General features: G+C 56.0%; 17 protein-coding genes. 7 read left to right on the forward strand and 10 right to left on the reverse strand.

The window, feature by feature from the left end:
• Window positions 1-23 precede the first annotated feature (23 nt).
• Window positions 24-1,724, forward strand: a complete 1,701-nt coding sequence (locus ACDO57_RS13315) for a lysophospholipid acyltransferase family protein (RefSeq protein ID WP_370884087.1) — start codon at window positions 24-26, stop codon at window positions 1,722-1,724.
• 105 nt (window positions 1,725-1,829) lie between these two features.
• Here ACDO57_RS13315 and tauD read toward each other — a convergent pair whose 3' ends face one another.
• The 6 genes from tauD to mmuP all read right to left on the reverse strand — a co-directional run bounded on the left by tauD (window position 1,830) and on the right by mmuP (window position 7,772).
• Entirely contained in the window at window positions 1,830-2,678 is an 849-nt protein-coding gene (gene tauD / locus ACDO57_RS13320; RefSeq protein ID WP_370884088.1) for a taurine dioxygenase, read from the reverse strand.
• On the reverse strand, window positions 2,675-3,502 hold the full coding sequence (gene tauC / locus ACDO57_RS13325; protein WP_008503401.1) for a taurine ABC transporter permease TauC: 828 nt from the start codon (window positions 3,500-3,502) through the stop codon (window positions 2,675-2,677). Before tauC ends, tauD begins: the two co-directional genes overlap by 4 nt.
• Complete coding sequence (gene tauB / locus ACDO57_RS13330) at window positions 3,499-4,266, reverse strand: taurine ABC transporter ATP-binding subunit (protein WP_370884089.1); 768 nt, start codon at window positions 4,264-4,266, stop codon at window positions 3,499-3,501. The genes tauC and tauB overlap by 4 nt, the downstream gene beginning before the upstream one ends.
• A 10-nt stretch (window positions 4,267-4,276) precedes the next feature.
• The gene (gene tauA / locus ACDO57_RS13335) at window positions 4,277-5,239 is read right to left on the reverse strand and encodes a taurine ABC transporter substrate-binding protein (protein ID WP_023293188.1); all 963 of its coding nucleotides are present in this window, start codon (window positions 5,237-5,239) and stop codon (window positions 4,277-4,279) included.
• A gap of 213 nt (window positions 5,240-5,452) precedes the next feature.
• Window positions 5,453-6,385 carry a homocysteine S-methyltransferase gene (gene mmuM / locus ACDO57_RS13340; RefSeq protein ID WP_370884090.1) on the reverse strand — a complete coding sequence of 311 codons (933 nt, stop codon included), beginning with the start codon at window positions 6,383-6,385 and terminating at the stop codon, window positions 5,453-5,455.
• Complete coding sequence (gene mmuP / locus ACDO57_RS13345; protein WP_008503244.1) at window positions 6,372-7,772, reverse strand: S-methylmethionine permease; 1,401 nt, start codon at window positions 7,770-7,772, stop codon at window positions 6,372-6,374. Before mmuP ends, mmuM begins: the two co-directional genes overlap by 14 nt.
• 363 nt (window positions 7,773-8,135) lie before the next feature.
• Between mmuP and ACDO57_RS13350 the strand changes: the two genes are divergently transcribed.
• Both ACDO57_RS13350 and ACDO57_RS13355 read left to right on the forward strand, forming a co-directional pair.
• Window positions 8,136-9,245 (forward strand): AI-2E family transporter, encoded by a 1,110-nt coding sequence (locus ACDO57_RS13350; RefSeq protein WP_024906767.1) that lies wholly within the window; start codon window positions 8,136-8,138, stop codon window positions 9,243-9,245.
• A gap of 119 nt (window positions 9,246-9,364) precedes the next feature.
• A complete protein-coding gene (locus ACDO57_RS13355; protein WP_290094513.1) occupies window positions 9,365-11,149 on the forward strand; it encodes a diguanylate cyclase in 1,785 nt (594 codons plus the stop codon).
• Between the two features lie 31 nt (window positions 11,150-11,180).
• Here ACDO57_RS13355 and ACDO57_RS13360 read toward each other — a convergent pair whose 3' ends face one another.
• Complete coding sequence (locus tag ACDO57_RS13360; protein WP_024906765.1) at window positions 11,181-11,690, reverse strand: hypothetical protein; 510 nt, start codon at window positions 11,688-11,690, stop codon at window positions 11,181-11,183.
• Window positions 11,691-11,706: 16 nt separating this feature from the next.
• Complete coding sequence (locus ACDO57_RS13365) at window positions 11,707-12,606, reverse strand: LysR family transcriptional regulator (RefSeq protein ID WP_370884091.1); 900 nt, start codon at window positions 12,604-12,606, stop codon at window positions 11,707-11,709.
• Window positions 12,607-12,715: 109 nt separating this feature from the next.
• On the opposite strand from ACDO57_RS13365, the gene ACDO57_RS13370 reads away from it, so the two are divergent.
• Complete coding sequence (locus ACDO57_RS13370) at window positions 12,716-13,921, forward strand: L-dopachrome tautomerase-related protein (RefSeq protein WP_370884092.1); 1,206 nt, start codon at window positions 12,716-12,718, stop codon at window positions 13,919-13,921.
• Here the strand turns inward: ACDO57_RS13370 and ACDO57_RS13375 are convergent.
• Together ACDO57_RS13375 and ACDO57_RS13380 are read right to left on the reverse strand one after the other, a co-directional pair.
• The gene (locus ACDO57_RS13375) at window positions 13,918-14,322 is read right to left on the reverse strand and encodes a helix-turn-helix domain-containing protein (RefSeq protein WP_048990412.1); all 405 of its coding nucleotides are present in this window, start codon (window positions 14,320-14,322) and stop codon (window positions 13,918-13,920) included. The genes ACDO57_RS13370 and ACDO57_RS13375 overlap by 4 nt on opposite strands.
• A 123-nt stretch (window positions 14,323-14,445) precedes the next feature.
• Window positions 14,446-15,090 carry a TetR/AcrR family transcriptional regulator gene (locus tag ACDO57_RS13380; RefSeq protein ID WP_157188660.1) on the reverse strand — a complete coding sequence of 215 codons (645 nt, stop codon included), beginning with the start codon at window positions 15,088-15,090 and terminating at the stop codon, window positions 14,446-14,448.
• A 179-nt stretch (window positions 15,091-15,269) separates the two neighbouring features.
• Here ACDO57_RS13380 and ACDO57_RS13385 point away from each other — a divergent pair, with 179 nt between their 5' ends.
• Genes ACDO57_RS13385 through ACDO57_RS13395 form a run of 3 tightly spaced genes read left to right on the forward strand, consistent with a single transcriptional unit; the run spans window position 15,270 to window position 19,515 of the window.
• Window positions 15,270-16,766: an efflux transporter outer membrane subunit gene (locus ACDO57_RS13385; protein WP_370884093.1), complete on the forward strand. Its 1,497-nt coding sequence runs from the start codon at window positions 15,270-15,272 to the stop codon at window positions 16,764-16,766.
• Window positions 16,767-16,814: 48 nt separating this feature from the next.
• Entirely contained in the window at window positions 16,815-17,957 is a 1,143-nt protein-coding gene (locus tag ACDO57_RS13390) for an HlyD family efflux transporter periplasmic adaptor subunit (protein WP_032646109.1), read from the forward strand.
• Between the two features lie 13 nt (window positions 17,958-17,970).
• Window positions 17,971-19,515: a DHA2 family efflux MFS transporter permease subunit gene (locus tag ACDO57_RS13395; RefSeq protein WP_228117533.1), complete on the forward strand. Its 1,545-nt coding sequence runs from the start codon at window positions 17,971-17,973 to the stop codon at window positions 19,513-19,515.
• The last annotated feature ends 273 nt before the right edge of the window (window positions 19,516-19,788 follow it).

The following is a 19,788-nucleotide window of genomic DNA, read 5'->3' on the forward strand; positions in this document are numbered from 1 at the left end:
GCAAGACGGCAGGAGGAGTAATCATGTTTAGCCTCGATAGCGTTCTCGACGATCTTTGGCCTCAGGCGAGGCCTGCACCCTGGCAAAAAAGTCTGTTAAAAAGACTGTTTTACGAAGACGAATTTCAGCAATTTGCCGCAGCACACCGCCACCTGAAAGGCCTGGATATGGTGGAGCAAGTTCTGGAACACCTTGATATTCTCTGCACCGTTTCCGCCCGCGATCTTGAACAAATCCCCGAACATGGCCCGCTGGTCATTATTGCCAACCACCCGACGGGTACGCTGGACGGGCTGGCGCTGATGTACGCCGTCTCCCGCGTGCGACGCGATGTGAAAGTCGTGACCAACCGGATGCTGACCCACCTTGAGCCCCTCAGCTCGCTGTTTATTCCGGTGGACAATATGGGCGGCAGGACGGCGAAAACATCCCTGGTGCAGATGGAACAGCATCTGCAAAACGCAGGCGTGCTGATCTTCTTCCCGGCCGGAGAAGTTTCCCGCCCTACGCGCAAAGGCATTCGCGACAAAAAGTGGCACTCCGGCTTTATCAAACTCGCCGGCAAGCTGCGCGCCCCGCTGCTGCCGGTGCATATTCAGGCGCATAACAGCCTGCTCTTTTATGCCAGCACGCTGGTCTCCCCGACGCTGTCGATGCTGTTGCTCATGCAGCAGATGTTCCGCCGCCGCCATAGCCAGCTGCCGATCAAAATCGGCCAGCAGATTGCGTGGCATCACTGGCACAGCGCCACCCTTTCGTCGCGTGAGATGGCCGAGCAGTGCCGTCAGCACGTGATGCGCCTTGGCAAGGGAGTGCCCGGCGTCTTTAAAACCCAGTGCGCGATTGCCCGTCCGGAAGACCGGGCTACCCTGAAACGCGCGCTGGCGCAGGCCGAATGTCTGGGCAAAACCAGCGACGGTAAAACCATCTATCTGTGGCAGCGCAACGGTCAGGAAGACGCTCCGCTGCTGCGCGAGCTGGGCCGCCTGCGCGAGATTGCCTTTCGCGCGGTGGAGGAAGGGAGCGGCAAACGCCGGGACACCGACAGCTACGACGATGATTATCTGCACCTGATCCTGTGGGATGAGGACGATCTGGAGATCGTCGGGGCCTATCGCTTTATGCCGACGGCCATGCAGATCGAAAAGCGCGGCGTTGAGGGGTTGTACAGCTATAGCCTCTTCCACTACGACGACAAAATGCAGGACGTGCTGGAGCACGGTATTGAGCTGGGGCGCAGCTTTATTCAGCCGCGCTACTGGGGGCGCCGCGGCCTGGACTATTTATGGTCCGGCATTGGGGCCTATCTGGCGCGTTATCCGCACTACCGCTACCTGTTTGACCCGGTCTCCATTTCCGGTGGCTTACCGCCTGCCGCGCGGGATCTGCTGGTCGCCTTTTACCGCCTGTGGTTCCCGGCGACGCATCCGCTTGCCGCCTCGCGCCAGCCGTATCCCGCCTCCCTGCCGGACGTGCTGGCGAAGTTTGGCGGCGTGGATTACGTGGACGATCTGACGAAACTGAAGTCCCTGCTCGGCAATCTTGGCTGCGGTATTCCGCCGCTCTACAAGCAATATTCCGAGCTGTGCGAGCCCGGCGGCGTGCAGTTTATTGATTTTGGCAGCGACCCGGCGTTCAACAACTGCGTTGACGGGCTGGTGCTGGTGGATTTGTGTTACCTGAAGGCGAATCGCTATCAGCGGTATATTGAGGCGCACCTTTAAATGTGCGGTGTTTTATAGGCCGGGTAAGGCGTAGCCGCCACCCGGCAATTGTGCACCGTTTTCGCCGGGTGGCGCTGCGCTTACCCGGCCTACGGGAGCGACGGGTTAAGGACGATAAAACGGCTTATCGCCCAAAATCGTTGCCCGCTGCATAATCCGGCGCTGCGGCAGATAGTCCGCATTGGCATAATGCTGCGTTACGCGGTTATCCCAGATCGCCAGATCGTTCTCCTGCCAGCGCCAGCGCACCTGAAACTCCGGCTTGGTGATATGCTCAAACAGGAAACCTAACAGCGCCTCACTCTCTTTTTCCGTCACGTCCACAATGCGCGTGGTGAACCCTTCGTTCACAAACAGCGCCTGTTTGCCCGTCACCGGATGGGTCCGCACCACCGGGTGCAGCAGCGGAGGATGTTTCGCCACAGCCTCCTGCCAGCGCTGATGTTCCTCTTCCGTTTTACGGTACTTGTACTCCGGGAACGATTTTTTGAAGTCGTGCTCCGCCCGCAGCCCGCTCAGCAGCGTCCTGAACGGCTCTGACAGCGCCTCATACGCCGCAATCCCGCTGGTCCACAGCGTATCGCCGCCGGTTTCCGGCAGCAGCTTCGCCGCCAGAATGGCTCCGGCAGGCGGCGTCTCGATAAAGGTCACGTCGGTATGCCAGTTATCATTATCCGGCGGGTTATCGTTGTGGGTGTCGAGGACGATAATCTCCTCCACCCCTTCCGCATGCGGATAGACCGGGTGGATATGCAGATCGCCAAAGCGCAGGGCCAGCGCGCGCTGCTGCTGCGGGGTGATCGCCTGCTCGCGCAGGAACACCACCTGATGGCGCAGCACCGCGTGGTACAGCTGCTCGAACTGGTTATCGCTCAGCGGACGGGTCACATCCAGGCCCGACACCTGTGCACCAATGTACGGCCCCAGCGGGGTGATGGTCAGACGTTCACTCATTGTATTTCTCCATGCCAGGGCGTCAGACGGCGCTGTAACGCGCGCAGCCCCAGTTCTAATCCGAAGGCGATCGCGGCGATCACCGCGATCCCTGCCAGCACCACGTCAGTCGCCAGGAACTCTCCCGCCGACTGCACCATAAACCCAAGTCCGCGCGTGGCCGCAATCAGCTCCGCCGCCACCAGCGTGGACCAGCCCACGCCAAGGCCGATGCGCAGCCCGGTTAAAATCTCCGGCAGTGCGCCCGGTAAAATCACGAACAGCAGCACCTGCGTACGGCTGGCTCCCAGCGACTGCGCCGCGCGGATCCGCACCTGCTGGGCGCTCTTCACGCCCGCCAGCGCCGACATGGCAACCGGGGCGAAAATCGCCAGATAGATCAGCAGGATTTTTGACGTTTCCCCGATGCCGAACCAGATCACCATCAGCGGCAGATAGGCCAGCGGCGGCACCGGGCGGTAAAGCTCAATCAGCGGGTCGAGGATGCCGCGCACCGTCGGGCTCAGCCCCATCGCAATCCCCACGGGAATGCCGATAATCACCGCCGCCAGCAGCGCCACCAGAATACGCGCCAGGCTGGCGCCTAAGTGCTGCCAGAGCGTGGCATCCATAAAGCCCTGCGGGCCGGCGATGGTAATGAGTTTGGTCAGCACCTGTCCCGGCGGCGGCAGAAACAGCGGGCTGACCCACTGCAGGGCAGCAACTGCCCACCACACCGCCAGCAGCACCAGCAGCGTACCGACGCTCAACGTGATTTGACGTGAGAAAGGCCAGCGCAGCGCCAGACGCGTGCGGCGCGTTTTTTCACTGAAGACGATGCTCATGAGAAGGCCTCCCGCTGTTCAAACACGCGGCTTAAAACGTACTCACGCTGTTCGATAAACAGCGGATCGGATTTGATGCTGCGCACGGGTTCCCCCGCGACGTAGCGGCGGGCGAAATCCAGCGGCAAGCGCTCCAGCACGCGGCCCGGCCCCGGCGAGAGCAGCACCAGCTCGGTGGCCATAAACACCGCCTCTTCGATATCGTGGGTAATCAACAGCACCTGCTTGCCGGTCTCATGCCACAGGCGCAGGAGCAGGGTTTGCATCTGCTCGCGGGTGAAGGCATCGAGCGCCCCGAACGGCTCGTCCAGCAGCAACAGCTGCGGATTCGCTGCCAGCGCGCGGGCAATCCCGACACGCTGTCGCTGGCCGCCGGAAAGCTGCCAGATAAAGCGTTTTTCCGCGCCTTCCAGCCCCACTTTTTTAAGCATCGCCCGCGCGGTTTCCAGCCGCTGTTCACGATTGACGCCCGCAAGCTGCAGCCCAAACGCCACGTTTTCCTGCACGTTGCGCCACGGGAGCAGGCCTTCATTCTGGAAGACCACGCCGCGCTCGGCGCCGGGGCCTTCCACCTTTTTGCCTTCCAGTTGAATGGTGCCATGCTGATAAGGGACAAACCCGGCGATCAGATTCAGCAGCGTGGTTTTTCCGCACCCGGACGGACCCAGCACCACCAGCAGTTCACCGCTGTCCAGCGTCAGGTTGATCTCCTCCAGCGCGGGTTTGCCACCGTAATCAGCAGACAGATTTGTAATATTCAGCATGGCGGACTCCTTATTTCACAAAACGATCGGTCACGTACTGGCTGTAATCCGCTGCCACCGCAGGCACTTTGCCCTGCTCTTTCAGGAAGGTGGCGGTATCAACAATCGCTTTGTTTACCGGCCCGGTCAGCTGCTGCACCTGCTGCGCGGGGGTCAGATAGGTATTGCCCTTCACCAGTCCCGGCACGTCCGCTTCCGGCACGCCGCTCAGGCGGGAGAGTTTTTCCAGGTTGGCGGGCTGCTTCAGCCATTCATCCGGGTTACTGATGTACGGCTGCTGGGCGTCAATCGCGCTTTTCGCGAAGGCTTTCACCACCTCAGGATGTTTCTCGGCGAAGTCTTTACGCACGACCCACACGTCGAGCGTTGGCGCGCCCCACTGGCCCACCTTTTCGGAGTCGGTCAGCACGGTACCGTCTTTTTCCAGCTCGTTCACGGCCGGTGCCCACACATAGGCACCGTCTATATCGCCGCGCTGCCAGGCCGCGATAATCGCCGGCGGCTGAAGGTTGATAATTTGTACCTGCCCCGGCTTGATGCCCCAGTGTTTGAGCGCCGCCAGCAGGCTGTAGTGGGTGGTAGAGATAAACGGCACGGCGATGCGTTTGCCGATCAGATCTTCCGGTTTGGTGATGTTTTTCTTCACCACCAGCGCTTCAGAGTTACCGAGCTGCGAGGCGAGCAGGAACACCTCGATCGGCACCTGCTGGCTGGCCGCGACCGCCAGCGGGCTGGAGCCGATATTGCCGATCTGCACGTCGCCGGAGGCTAACGCACGCACGACGGAGGCCCCGCTGTCGAACTTGCGCCAGTCGACTTTCGCGCCGCTCTCTTTGGCAAAGGTGTTGTCCGCCTGCGCGACTTTCGCAGGTTCCGCAGAAGTTTGATATGCGACGGTGACGTCCACCGCCTGCGCCTGAAATGCCCACAGCGCCAGTGCGCCGAGAAGTGTGATTCGCGATGAAATTGCCATAGTGCCTGCTCCCCTTGTTGTTATGAGGGCAGTATTTCCAACGCGAGAATTTTGATAAAGGAATAAAAATGAATCGCTCATAACGATTCGTTTTTAGATAAAAAGCGGGAAAGGATAGTTGGTTTTGTGCGGTTGTTTTTTTTCCCTCTCCCCGTGGGAGAGGGTCAGCGATCCGTAGGCCGGGTAGGGCGTAGCCGCCACCCGGCAAAGCACTCAGCGCTGCGCGTTAATCTCAGCAATATCCTTCGGCGTGGTGCGACAGCAGCCGCCAATCAGCTTAGCCCCGGCGTCCAGCCACTGGGGCAGATACCCTGCCAGCGTCTCGCACGCTTCGCCGTGGTGATGCCAGGTTTTGGTTACCGCGTCATAATGCTCGCCCGAGTTCGGGTAAACCACCAGCGGCAGCGACGTCAGGCTTTGCAGATGCTTCAGCGCCGCCGTGGTGTTTTCCAGTGCGATGCAGTTAATGCCCAGCGCAACAATGTGCGGAGAGTTTGCCAGCACGCTGACTACGTCACGCAGGGGCGTACCGTCGCTCAGGTGCTTGCTGTCCCGCAGGGTAAAGGAGAACCACGCCCGGGCGCGGGGATATTCAGACAGCAACGCCGCCAGCGCCTTAATCTCCTCAAAGGACGGTAGGGTTTCGCAGGCCAGCAGGTCAGCGCCCGCATCCAGCAGCGCTTCCACGCGCGGGCGATGGAAGTCGGTGAACGCTTCCGCACTGCGCACGTAGTCGCCGCGATACTCTGAGCCATCCGCCAGATAGGCGCCGTACGGCCCAACGGAGCCCGCCACCAGCGGCGTGCCCGCATGCGGATTTTCAGCCAGATACGCTTCGCGCGCCTTACGCGCCAGCTCCACGCTTCTGCCAATCAGCGCCCGGGACTGCGCCTCGTCCAGGCCGCGCGCCGCAAAACCCGCAGGCGTGGCCTGATAGCTGGCGGTGATCGCCACCTGCGCGCCCGCGCGATAGTAATCAAGATGCACTTCGCGGATAAGCTCCGGGTTTTCCATCAACACTTTGGCAGACCAGAGGCTGTCTGCCAGGTTACAGCCGCGCGCTTCCAGCTCCGTCGCCATCGCGCCATCCAGCACCACAAACGACTGCTTTTCAAGGAGGGCGGTAAGCGGATTATTCTGCGACATGTTCGGGCTCCTGCGATGTCATATTTCGGGTCAGATAGTAGGCACCATAACACAGGGCGACAAACGGAATCCCGCAATAAAGGGCAATGCGCTGGCTTGGGTCAAACCACAGGCCGACACAGGCCACCACGCAGAGGATAAAACCGAGCACCGGCACCAGCGGATACCACGGCGCGCGGTACTGCAGCGCAGAGAGCGGCTGACCGGACTGCAGATGACGACGACGGAAAACGAAGTGCGACGCGCAGATGCTGATCCAGACGGCCACCACCGCAAAGCCAGAAATCGCCGAGAGCGCGACAAACACCGTGTCCGGCGCCACGACGCTTGAGAACAGCGCCAGCACGCCACCGAGCATAGAGACCGAGAGCGCCGTCAGCGGCACGCCGTTTTTGTTCACGCGGGCAAAGCAGCGCGGGAGCGTTTTCTCATTAGAGAGCGACCACAGCATGCGCCCTGAGGCGTACAGCCCGGAGTTCGCCGCCGAGAGGATCGCCGTCAAAATCACAAAGTTAAAGATATCCGCCGCGTAAGGAATACCAACCTTTTCGAACACCAGCACGAACGGGCTTTTTTCTACCCCGGCCTGCTGCATCGGGATCAGCGCCGCCAGCACAAACACGGTGCCGATAAAGAAGATAATCAGGCGCGCAATGGTGGTGCGGATCGCGACCGGAATCACCTTGTGCGGATTTTCCGTTTCCCCTGCGGCGATGCCGATAAGCTCGGTCCCGGAGAAGGCAAAGTTCACCGCCACCATGGTCATCAGGATCGGCAGGCCGCCGTGCGGGAACCAGCCCTCGGCGGTGATGTTGCTTAAGCCCGGCGCGGGTGAACCGTCCTGCATCGGGATAAAGCCAAAGACCGCCGCGCCGCCAAGAATAATGAAAGCGATGATGGTGATGACTTTCACCAGGGAGAACCAGAACTCGCCTTCCGCAAAAAAGCGCGTTGAGATGACGTTCAGGCCAAAAATCACCACGCAGAAGACCACGCACCACGCCCAGACGGGCACCTGTGGGAACCAGTACTGCATGCAGAACCCGGCGGCGGTAAAGCTCGACCCGAGCGCCACCGTCCAGGTGAGCCAGTAGAGCCACGCCACGGTGTAGCCCGTCGCCGGGCCAAGATAGCGCGCGGCATAGACGTGGAACGCGCCGGTTTCCGGCATCGCCACGGAAAGCTCGCCCAGACACTGCATCACCAGCCAGACCACCAGCGCGCCTATCAGGTACGCCAGCAGCGTGCCCGCCGCCCCGGTCGTGGAAATGATGTAGCCGGTATTGAAGAATAACCCTGTCCCAATCACGCCACCCAGCGAGAGCATAATCAGGTGGCGTGTTTTCATGGTGCGCTTAAGCTGCCCATTTTCTTGTTGTGTTTGCATATTACCTTCTATACGTATGGACATCTAAACATCCAAAGAAGGTGTGTTATACCGCGATTGTTAATAAAAAGCTAGATGACCAGACGCAAACGGGCGCGCCGCGCGCTGAGTCTGGGGTGGGTTGTGAGGATCACATAGAGAATCGGACGCCAGGCCATAAGCACCTCCGCAAGCAGATACTTACAGCATGGTGCGGGAAAAGGCGCTCTTCGGTCAGTCGAAAGTGGTATCCGTAAAGCGCGAAGTCATACCGTAACACTGCCCGCAGGACGGGTAAGGCGCAGCCGCCACCCGATGCAAGGTTGGTAATTCTCACAATCAGTTCTATAGTCGACACAGTTTATGAGTAACCAGGACTGACTGATGCGCTTTAACGGACTGACTAAAGGTTTCTTTATTTTCATTCTCGCCCTTGTGACCTGGGCCTTCTTCGACGTGCTGTCGCCCTACTTCTCCGCGATACTGTGGGCCGCCATTCTGACCGTCATCTTCAACCCGGTAAAAAACAAGCTGCGCGCCGCGCTGGGGGATCGCAACGGGCTGGCCTCGCTGTTGACCATCGGTATTATCTGCCTGATCGTTTTTATTCCGCTGATGGTGATCCTCTCCTCGCTCGCCATTGAGCTGAACGTGGTTTACACCAAACTACAGGAGAACAACACCCAGTTCCCGGAAGTGGTGGCGAGCATCTTCAACCACCTGCCTGACTGGGCCAGCGGCTTCCTCGCGGATCACAACCTGACCAACGCGGCGCAGATCCAGAAAAAACTCTCCGACGTCGCCCTGCAGGGCGGACAGTATCTCGCCGGCAGCGCGTTTCTGATTGGCAAAGGAACGTTTGGCTTTGCGATTAGCTTCGGCATCATGCTGTATCTGCTGTTCTTCCTGCTGAAAGACGGCCCGTATCTGGTGCGCCAGATCCTCGACTCCCTGCCGCTGTCCGATTTTGCCAAGCAGCATCTGTTCGCCAAATTCGTCGGCGTGTCACGCGCCACGGTAAAAGGGACGGCGGCGGTGGCCGTGGTTCAGGGCATCCTCGGCGGGATTGCCTTTGCCATTGCCGGTATCGACGGCAGCGTGCTCTGGGGCGCACTGATGGCGTTCCTTTCCCTCGTGCCCGCCATCGGCTCAGCGATTGTCTGGGTGCCCGCTGCCATCTTCCTGTTCGCCACGCACCAGATCTGGCAGGGGCTGTTTATTGTCGGCTTCTTCGTGATCGTCGTCGGGCTGGTGGACAATATTCTGCGCCCGCTGCTGGTGGGGAAAGACACCAAAATGCCGGACTACCTGATTCTGATCTCCACCCTCGGCGGCATGGAGCTGTACGGCATTAACGGCTTTGTGATTGGGCCACTCATCGCCGCGCTGTTTATCGCCTGCTGGAACCTCTTCTCAGGGCGCGATCACGAAGGTAACGCCGAAGAGCTGGACCCCGATTTCATCGAAGAAGGAAAAAATCCTCCAGATTTGTAAGGACGTGACGATAAAGACCACACCAGGCGGCGCTGTGCCGCCTTTTTTTTCGCCTTAAATCAGACGTTTTCTATAATTTGAAGAACGCCATCCTACTCATGTCGTAAAAGGATCATCTGGTGCGAATCGCGACGATAACCAACTGGGCCTATGGGGCCACGGTCTGCCTCACCATCGCCTCCGGCATCATCATGCTGATGGCGTCCAGTGCAGATACCCTCGAGCGTCAGGCCGTGGAACAACGGCAGAAATTTGATCAGCTGACGGAAGATATTGAAACCGATATCTGGGCGCAGTCTGATTTAGCGCGGCTGTACGTCATTAAAAAAGATCCTCAGGTGCTCAAGGAATATAACCAGGCAGAAAACAGCCTGAAGCGCATCGAGCTTCGTCTGGAAAAACTGCGGGACAACGGCGCATCGGATGATGAGCTGTCCCTGCTGCGCGAAGGCATAAAAATCATCGATGAGCTGCAGGACGAACAGCAAACCGCCCTCGCCAGCCTTGAAGGCGGAGAAGACGCCCAGGCCGTTGCCTTACTCTATGGTCAGCCCTATGAGCAGGAGCTGGATCGCGCGCAGAATCAGATCGATCACTTTCGCCAGATACTGGACAAGCGTGTTATCGGCTCCGTAAAAGATGCGACAAAAAAATCGAAAGCGCTGCGTACCGCCTCTGAGCTGACGGTCGGCCTGACCGCCCTGCTGTTCCTGTTTGTGCTCGGCTTTATATTGAAACGCCGCGTGCTGCGTCCCGTGGTGCGCCTGAGCGACGTGGTGCACCGTCTGGCATCCCAGGATTACGCGGTTGAAACGCCCAATTTCAACCAGATCGATGAGATAGGCGATATGGCCCAGGCCATCAGCATCTTCCGTGAAAACGGCCTGGCACGACAGCGTCTGGAAAAAGAGCGCGATGCCGACTGGGCCATCCGCGAGCTGCTGGCGCGCATGACCCAGCGGCTGCAGGGGTGTGAGAACTTTAACGATGTGATTAACGTGGCGGAGCTGTTTGCCCCCAATATCGCGCCAGGGATCGCGGGCCGGCTCTACGTCCTTGACCGCGAGCCGTGGCAGATGCGCTGCGTCGCGCAGTGGCTTTCGCCGGTTGGTGAAGAGACGACATTCCATCCGGACGAGTGCTGGGCCGTGCGACGCGGGCAAAGTCACCCGCCGGTGAACGGTGAGCCGGATATTGCCTGCTACCATCTTCCGGCATCCCAGGCGGAAAGCGCGCTTTGCGTGCCGCTTATCGCTCAGGGCGAGGCCATTGGCCTGCTCTCCTTCCAGAATATCACGGCGGACAATGCCCCTTCCCGCGCGTATCTGGAGCTGATGGCCGAGGCGCTCGGGCTGGCGCTGGCCAACCAGCGTCTGCGCGACGCGTTGCTGGAAAAAGCGTTGTTTGACCCGCTCACCGGCCTGCGTAACCGTCATCATCTGGAAGATACCCTGCAAACCCAAACGGCACAGGCGATACGCACTGGCGTACCGTTAAGCTGCATGATGATTGATATCGACCACTTCAAGAGCATTAACGATCGGTTCGGTCATGAAGCGGGCGATCTGGTGATCAAAAGCGTGGCGTCAATTGTTCAGCGGGCCGCGCATGACAACGGACTGGCATTCCGCTACGGCGGCGAGGAGTTTCTGGTGCTGCTTTCCGGTGCCGATGAAGCAGAAGCGTACGCCTGCGCGCAGAAGATTTACACCGGCGTGCATGAGCTGTCGCTTCGCTACGGGCTGACCGAGATTGGGCCGGTGGACGTGTCGATTGGGATTGCCAGCTACCCACAGCATGCCCAGACCGACAACCTGTTGCGCGCCGCGGATGTGGCCTTGTACCGGGCGAAAGAGCTGGGCCGCGCGCGGATTGTGAGTTTTGGGATGCTGGAGGCGGGCTGACGCTAATTCTCGCGCCCTGACTTTCCCCGGTTCAGGCGCGCGTGATAGCCCAAAGCACCACAATCCCCAGGGCATTGCTCCGCTTTTCCACATACAGGGTGGTATCGGAATAAACGTCACCCTGCGGGTTACAGATGCGGATCTCCTTCTTTAATTCCGGCTCGTAGACTTCCGCACCCGAGCAGCTGTGGCGGGTACTGGACTCATACCGGTAAGGTTTGCTCCAGGCCGAATAGTCCCCCTCCAGCAGCCAGGCCGTTGTAAAGACCACGAACATGGCAACCGGCAGACTGCAAATAAAGAAGCCGAGGTAGATTTTTACCGCGCCAGCAAGGCGCTTACCTTTCAGTCTCCCCTTTCTGATGAAATAGACCATCGGCACCAGCGCCAGCAGCAACGCCCCACAGGCAAGGTACTGCTCCCCGCGGATCGAAAGGTATGTCACGCGGTAAATGTTGACTGACCAGACCACAAAACCCGATATCAGTGCTATCCCGCTCACGATGAGTGGGATCCAAAAGGAAAAACGCGCTTTTTTCATGGTGGACTCGTCCTTGTCATTCTTGTCGGGTCAGAAGGTCAATCATTGCCCGGGTGGCTGCTGACTGACGCCGGTGCGGGGCAAACAGCACGGAGAAAGGTCGCGATCGTCCCCGGAGGTGCGGCAGCACCTCAACTAACTGGCCGCCCTGTATTCTGTCGCGGACGATGAATTCATAGCTCTGGCAGATCCCCATCCCCTGCTCCGCCAGCGAAACCACGCCGAGTACATCGTCTGATATTTCGATGGTTGAACCCGGCAACCAGTCAATATCGCGCCCTTCATCATGAAATACCCAGGGGGCGATACGACCGGTGCGCGGCATGATAAACGGCAGGCACTGATGGCGCTGCAGGTCTTCCAGCGTCTGAGGCTTTCCTCTCCGATGCAGGTAGTCCGGAGAGGCGACCAGAAGCAATGCCGCGTCTTCCAGCTTACGCGCCACAAGTCCACTGTCAGGCAACTGTCCCAGACGGATCGCCAGATCGAACCCTTCTGCGATCAGGTCAACGTTGCGATTGGTAATGTTCAGCTCCACCTGTACGCGCGGGTAACGTTGATTATAGTGCGCCAGCAGCGGCGGCAGGCGGTAGTGGGCATAGGTGGTCGGGACACTCATTCTCACGCGACCGGTCAGATCGCCCTCCTGACCCCGGCCAACGCGTTCGGCGTCATCGAGCAGAGAAAACGCTGAGCGCGCCTGCTCAAGATAGACGCGTCCGGCTTCAGTCAGCCCCACCCGGCGGGTCGTGCGCTGTAATAGCTGCCGTCCAAGACGCGCTTCCAGACGGGTGACCGCGCGGCTCAGTACCGAAGGGGTGGTTGAAAGGGCAACCGCTGCGGCAGTAAATGAGCCGTGCTCAACCACAGCAATGAAGACTTCAACGTCGCCGAGGTAATCGAATTTCCGGCTCATTTTGCTCTCTCAGGAACAAATGTTTTTCAATTTGGCTAATTTATCTCCCGTTGGGCGATGAGTAAAGTGGCCAGCATTCATCACCTGAACGTTCCACTGGAGCCTGTCAATGTTCAACCGTTCCCATATTCTGCCCGCCATCGCAATGGCGGCGTTGTTCTCTTTCACGAGTGTTGTCAACGCGGCGAACCACCCGCCTCTGGAGCGCTGGCGAAGCTACGCCGGCGTGAGCTGGGATACCACTCAAGACGGAAAGATGCCTGCGGCGTTTTCCGGTTCGGTCAATGCCCCTATTGCAGGTATCCACTTTGATGCAATGGACCGTGCCTTTGTCAGCACGCCCCGGCTGGTTTCCGCCGCAGCACCCGCCACGTTAAGCATTCTGGATACGACGGCGCAGTCTGGCCCTGCCCGCCTGAACGCATTTCCCTCCCGCGAGGGGAATGCGGTGAACACCGATCCCGCTCAGAGCCTGCGCAACGTGCTCGGTTTTTATATTGACCGTAAAAACGGCTGGCTATGGGCGCTGGACATGGGGTTTGTTGCAGGCGAAACAGAGTCCCCCGCGGGGGCGCAGAAACTGGTTGTACTGGATCTCCTCTCTGGCCGCACCATCAAACGCATCGCCCTGGACGGCGTAGCGGACCGCAAGGCCAGCTTTCTGAATGATGTGGTGGTCGATGAGAACCGCCGTGTCGCCTATATCTCCGACAGCGGCTCGCGGAGTGCGCCTGAAAACCAGGTGGGACTAATTATCGTCGATTTCGCTACCGGTACAGCCCGGCGCGTGCTCGATCGTCACCCTGCGCTGCAGATTGAACCAGGCGTTAACGTCGTCTCGCACGGGGTTGAAGTCTGGCCTGGTAAACCATTACTGATTGGTATCAATGGCATTGCGCTTTCACCCGATGCGGGCACGCTGTACTGGACGGTGACAACCGGCACGCGCGCCTATGCGGTACCGACTGCGATACTGAGGCAGCCTGCGTCAACCAATGCGCAAATTGCCGGGCAGATCCGCGATCTGGGTCGCGTGGGGGGCAACACCGACGGAATGGTGACAGATGTAAAAGGTAACCTCTACATTACCGATGTCACACGCAATGGTATCGTCAGATACGATCCTGAAACCCATTCCATGTCGCTAATTGCGGCAAGCGAAGAGGTGCGCTGGCCAGACACGCCGGCAATCCGTCCGAACGGGGAGATGGTATTTACCTCAAGTCGCCTCAATGACCACTTCGCGGGAGCCGTTAAACCGGGAGAAGAACGCTATGATTTGTGGCGATTGCGTCTCGATGCTTCAAAGGATTAGTCGCGCGTCACCTCAGTAATCAATATCGACAAGCCATTCATGTCATGACTTTTTTTAGCCATCTCACGGTATTTGGTTGGGGAGAGTCCATATTGATTCGAGAACGCTCTGCTGAACGTTGACGGCTCTTCGTAGCCTAACATTGTAAATATATCTGAAACAGAGAGCTGCGTATGTCTGAGCATATGCGCGGCTTTTTCAAGTTTCCGGCTTCGAATATAGAGACCGATACTTATGCCACACTCCTGGCGAAAGTTTCGTTGAATATAAGCCAATGAATAACCGGATTTTCGCGCCACATCCAGAACGGTAATAGGTCTATATAAATTCGAGTCAATCCAGTGAGTCAGGGACTTAATTACAGCTTCACGATCTTTTAAGAGAGTAAACTTTATACACATAAGTATCCACGAAATTTTATTTACAAGAAGGCCGCTGGCAACGTCATCCAATGACAATTGAAAATAATATTTCCTAAAAGAAAAATCACCCTAATAATAGGGTGAGAGAATGCTTACTGTATTTTAGTGAGATGTCTTTGCAACATTCTCATTTTGTTCAGGACCATACAGTTTCATAAACGCATTAACGGAGGCCTGCGCTTTCATGACAATTTCACTTTCGTCCGGCTGATCCTTTCGCGCTTTTAAAAGCAAGGGTTCAAGGATACCGGCCTGGAGAAGAGAGCGAAAATACTCAGCGGCCAGCACAGGGTCATCTTTTCTTAAGATATTTTGATTCATTAAATCGGTGAAAAGCGCCGATACGTTTGAACGCAGTTTTTGCATTCGCTCATAATATAATTCTCCGATTCCCGACCTTCCGGCTTCGGAAATCATTAATCTTTGCAAATCCACAATATCCGGTGAACAAATATAGCGTAAAAAGGCAACGGCAAATTGCTCGATGACCAACTGTGGTGATTTTCTGAAAAGGCGCACCTGCCCTGCAGTTTCAATAGTCATGCTCTTTATATACTGTTCAGTTTCTGAAGACATGCATTCTACAAATAGCTCTTCTTTCGAAGAAAAGTGACTGTAAATTGTCGATTTTGAGCCACCCACAATCGCGTTAATCTCTGAGATAGACGTGGCATCAAATCCCTTTTGTCGAAACAGTCCGGATGCGACTTCCAGAATCTGTTGCCGTTTAAGCGCTCTTTTATCCATATGTTTCCTCGTTAGTTTAGGTGTCTGACCGGGGCCAACACTTTTTGTTCTCTGATTTCGGAATCACGTCTGGTAGTAGGGTTCGTAATCGTACTGACGAGTACATTTTCATTTGACGACGCTCAGAAGTCAAGATATAAAGTGTACCGTACTGTACGGTACTGTATTTGGACTTCTCTATGAACAGCATGACGAGCGTACTGATGAAAGGTTTTCAGGAGACACTGCTGGGGTGTCGTATTTCCGGTTTAACCCGGTCCAGAATAGTGATGGGCTGTGTTGTCATTTCCGCCATCAGTATGAGCGGATGCGCCATGATCCCCGACCTTGGCACCCCACCGCCTATGAAGACGGTCACACAACTTAAAAGCGATCAAAGTTTCCCACATCAGAACGGCCAGTGGCCGAAAGATGACTGGTGGAAGAAATACGGTGACGAGCAGCTCAACGGGCTGATTGATGACGCGCTTAAAAATTCCCCTACGCTTAACATCGCCGAAGCTCGCGTGAAACAAGCGCAGGCGATGACGCAAAGTGCGAGCGGTTCGCTTTTCCCTGAGGTCACCGCAAACGCCAGCTTTATGCGGGACAAAATGAGTTACAACTATGTGACGCCTGAAAGCGCAACGCCTCAAAACTGGAACAGCTATGGTCGTACCACGCTGGATATGAGCTGGGAAATAGATTTTTGGGGTAAAAACCGCGCCGCGCTCGCGGCTGCAACGTCAGGTGAAATGGCGGCTGTAGCGGAAGAAGCGCAAACAAGGCTGGTGCTCTCTTCTTCTATTGTTACCGTTTACGCGGAGCTGGCGCATTTATACACCGTACGCGAAACGCTTAACGATACCCTCACTATACGAACCAGTACGCTCGCGTTGTTCCAGCAACGACATGATGCGGGGCTTGAAGATTTATCCAGCCTTCAACAGGTTGAGACGCGTCAACTCAACGCAAAAGCAAATCTGGTGGCAATAGAGGAAGCGATTGCGATCAAAAAACATGCCCTCGCTGCACTGATCGGTGATGGGCCCGACAGATCGCTGGCCATAACCGCGCCTAAGGCAACGCTTTTAGCGCATGAGGAACTTCCTCCCAATATTGCGCTGGATCTGATTGGTCGACGTCCTGATATTGTCGCGGCACGTTTACGCGCAGAGGCTGCAGCAGAGCAAATCAAACAGAAAAAAGCCGGTTTTTACCCCAGCGTTAATCTGGTTGCCTTTGCCGGGTTCCAGTCACTGGGTATTAACAACCTTACCCGGAGTGGCTCAGCAATTGGCAGTTTTGGTCCGGCCATATCGTTGCCAATATTTAATACGCAAAAGCTACAGGGTGATTTGAAATACGCCAGCGGTGAATATGATATTGCGGTGAACGTTTATAACGCCACGTTAACGAATGCACTTCGTGAAGTGAGCGATGCACTCACCAGCAGAGCCTCTCTGAAAGACGAGATGCTTTATTCTCAGGGTGCAGTCACGTCGGCAGAAAAAGCGTATTCGCTCACCAGACAAAGGTATGAAGGAAAGGTCGCTGATTATCTCGACGTTTTATCCTCGGAAGATGAGCTGGTTGCGGCCCGCAGAAAATTAGCCGATGTAAATTCCCGTGCCTTTACGATTGACGTCGCATTAGCGCGTGCATTGGGCGGCGGATATACCTCGAGCAAACAGTGATTTTTAACACCAGGTTAATTACTAAATAGTGGAAAGAAAGGAAATAAAATGAGTCATTCTGCAGCTATTGAAAATCAAAATATTGAATCATCCGATATCAAAAAGAAAAAAAGAAAACGTTTATTCTCTTATCTTGCATTAAGCATCGCGCTGGCTGGCGCAGGCTCGTTCGCATATTGGGAATTAGTGGGTTCTCGCTATGTTGAGACCGATAACGCCTATACCGATGTCGAGTCCGCTCAGCTCTCTTCCGCGATCACCGGTACGGTAAGTGCCATCCTCGTCACGGATTCTCAGGTGGTAAAAAAAGGCGATGTTCTGATCCAGCTGGATCCTACTGATGCAGAGTTAGCCCTTAATCAGGCGGAAGCAAACCTGAACCTGTCCATTCGGCGGGTAAATGGATATAAGGCCACCGACACAAAACTCGGCGCTGAAGTTGTGGCAAATGAAAAAGAGCAAAAACGTCTGCTGGCCCAGGTTGATGCCGCAAACGCTGACTTCCAGCGCGCGACGGTTGACCTCAAGCGACGCGAGGCGCTCATGCAGACAGGTGCGATTTCAGGCGACGAACTGACGCGTATTCAAAACGTTTATGCTTCCGCTCTGGCAAACCTGAATGCCGCTAAAGCCGCTGTGGCGCAAGCCGATGCAGCAAGACAGGCGGCAGTGGGTGCAAGACAGGCGAATGCCGTAATGATTGAGGATGCAAATACCGAGACCAACCCAGAAGTCGCTCTCGCCAGAGCAAAGCGCGATCAGGCCAGACTGGATCTGGAAAGAACCGTGATCCGTTCGCCAGTTGATGGCGTGGTTGCTCGTCGCCAGGTCGAGCTTGGGCAACGTGTCCAGCCTTCCACGCCGTTATTGTCCGTGGTGCCGGTACAGCAAATTCACGTCAATGCCAACTTCAAGGAAGTTCAGCTCCAGCATGTGAAAGTGGGGCAGAAAGTGGAACTGGTGAGCGATCTGTATGGCGACAACGTTCCTTTCCATGGAACGGTAGAAGGCTTTGATGGCGGCACCGGCGCAGCGTTTTCAGTTATTCCTGCGCAGAACGCAACGGGTAACTGGATTAAGGTTGTTCAGCGTTTGCCCGTGCGCATCAAACTCAATGCTGATGAGCTTGCAGCACATCCGTTGCGGGTTGGGCTGTCCATGAAAGCGACAGTTAATTTAAAAAGTGAATAACGGAAACCAGGCCATGTCTACATTCGTTATCGATAACCAGCCGCCTTCGCTGAAGGGCGGTATGTTATGGGTGGGTGCCCTGGTTCTTGCAATGGCAAACTTTTTAGCCGTACTCAATATGACCATTGCAAACGTCACTCAGCCCAACATGGCTGGCGCCCTGGGCGCAGGAACCAGCCAGGGAACCTGGATCATCACGGCCTATGCCGTGGCTGAAGCCATAACGGTGCCGCTATCAGGATGGTTAACCACCCGGTTCGGCGGCGTGCGCGTTTTCTGCATTTCCGTGTTCATGTTTGGCATTTTTTCTTTGCTTTGCGGCCTTTCCACTTCTCTGGGAATGCTGCTGATGATGAGGGTTTTTCAGGGCATGGCGGGAGGTCCCCTGATGGCCCTATCACAAACGTTGCTCCTGCGTATTTTCCCGAAAGAAAAATCCATGCAGGCGACGGGATTATGGGCAATGACGACATTGCTGGCGCCCGTTATAGGCCCGGTTCTCGGTGGCTGGATTTGCGATCATTACAGCTGGTCGTGGGTGTTTATCATCAACGTTCCGATGGCTATCGCTTTTTCAGTCATCGCGTGGTCAGTATTAAAAATCTTCGAAGATGAGCTGGTTAATAACGCTATTGATATCGTTGGGTTTGTTTTACTGGTTATCTGGGTTGGCGCACTGCAGATCATGCTGGATGAAGGGAAAGACCTTGACTGGTTTGCCTCAGAAGAAATTTGGGTTCTGGCGATTGTGGCCTGTATCGGCTTTTTAAGTTTCTGCATCTGGGAGCTGACCGCTGACCATCCGATTGTCGATATCAGCGTTTTTCGCCATCGTGGTTTTTCGGCCAGCATGTTTGTGCTCGCGCTTGCGTTTGGATGCTTTTTTGGTCTGAATGTTCTCACGCCGTTGTGGCTACAATATAACTTAGGGTATACAACAACATGGGCAGGGATTGTGGTTGCCTGGGGCGGCCTTCTGCAGGTGGTCTTCTCTCCGGTTGCCGCTAACCTTTCCAACAGAATCGATCCGCGCATTCTTATCTTCTTTGGCTGTGCCTGGCTCGGTCTCGATACCTTCTGGCGCTCCTATGCAACGACCGATATGGATTACTGGTCCATCTGTGTCCCTTTGTTATTCATGGGCGTTGGCATGCCGTTGTACTATGTCCCGATTACGGGGCTTGCAATGGGCTCTGTAGATGAAGCGGAAATGCCCTCGGCGGCCGGGTTAATGAACTTTGTTCGAACGTTATCAGGCGCGTTTGCCACATCGCTCGTGACAACGTCCTGGCAAGACCAGCGCTATATTGCGCATGACAGGCTGGCGTCCGTTGTCGATCCTACCGGCGATCTTTCACAGTACATCAACTCGGCACCTCAGCAAGGTGGGCAATTTGTGCGCGAGCTTTTTGACAAGATGGTTAACAGCCAAAGCATGATGCTTTCAACCAATAATCTGATGATGTCGATAGGCGTCATATTCTTTATCGCTGCTTTTGCTATTGCTTTAGCACCGAAACCCTCTCGCGTTGTTGATGCCGCATCTGTAGGACATTAATCGTTATTCAGCACAGGGATGTGAGCGTCAAATAAAAGAGAACATTTAATGGAAGAAATACCAGGACTTTCTGTACAGGAAAAGCGTTGCTTAATATCAGAAATATATTTTTCAATATATAAAAAAGTGGACGCTTCCCAGTGGAAGAAGCGTCCTAAATCAGGCAATTATTCAGACACAGATTGAAACCGTTAACTGACGATCTCAGCGATAATATCGCATACTCCCTTCTGTTCATTATTTACATTTTCTGCCATCGCCTACCTGTTTCGC

The organism is Enterobacter cloacae complex sp. 2015409, from assembly GCF_041365315.1.
GTDB lineage: Bacteria > Pseudomonadota > Gammaproteobacteria > Enterobacterales > Enterobacteriaceae > Enterobacter > Enterobacter pseudoroggenkampii.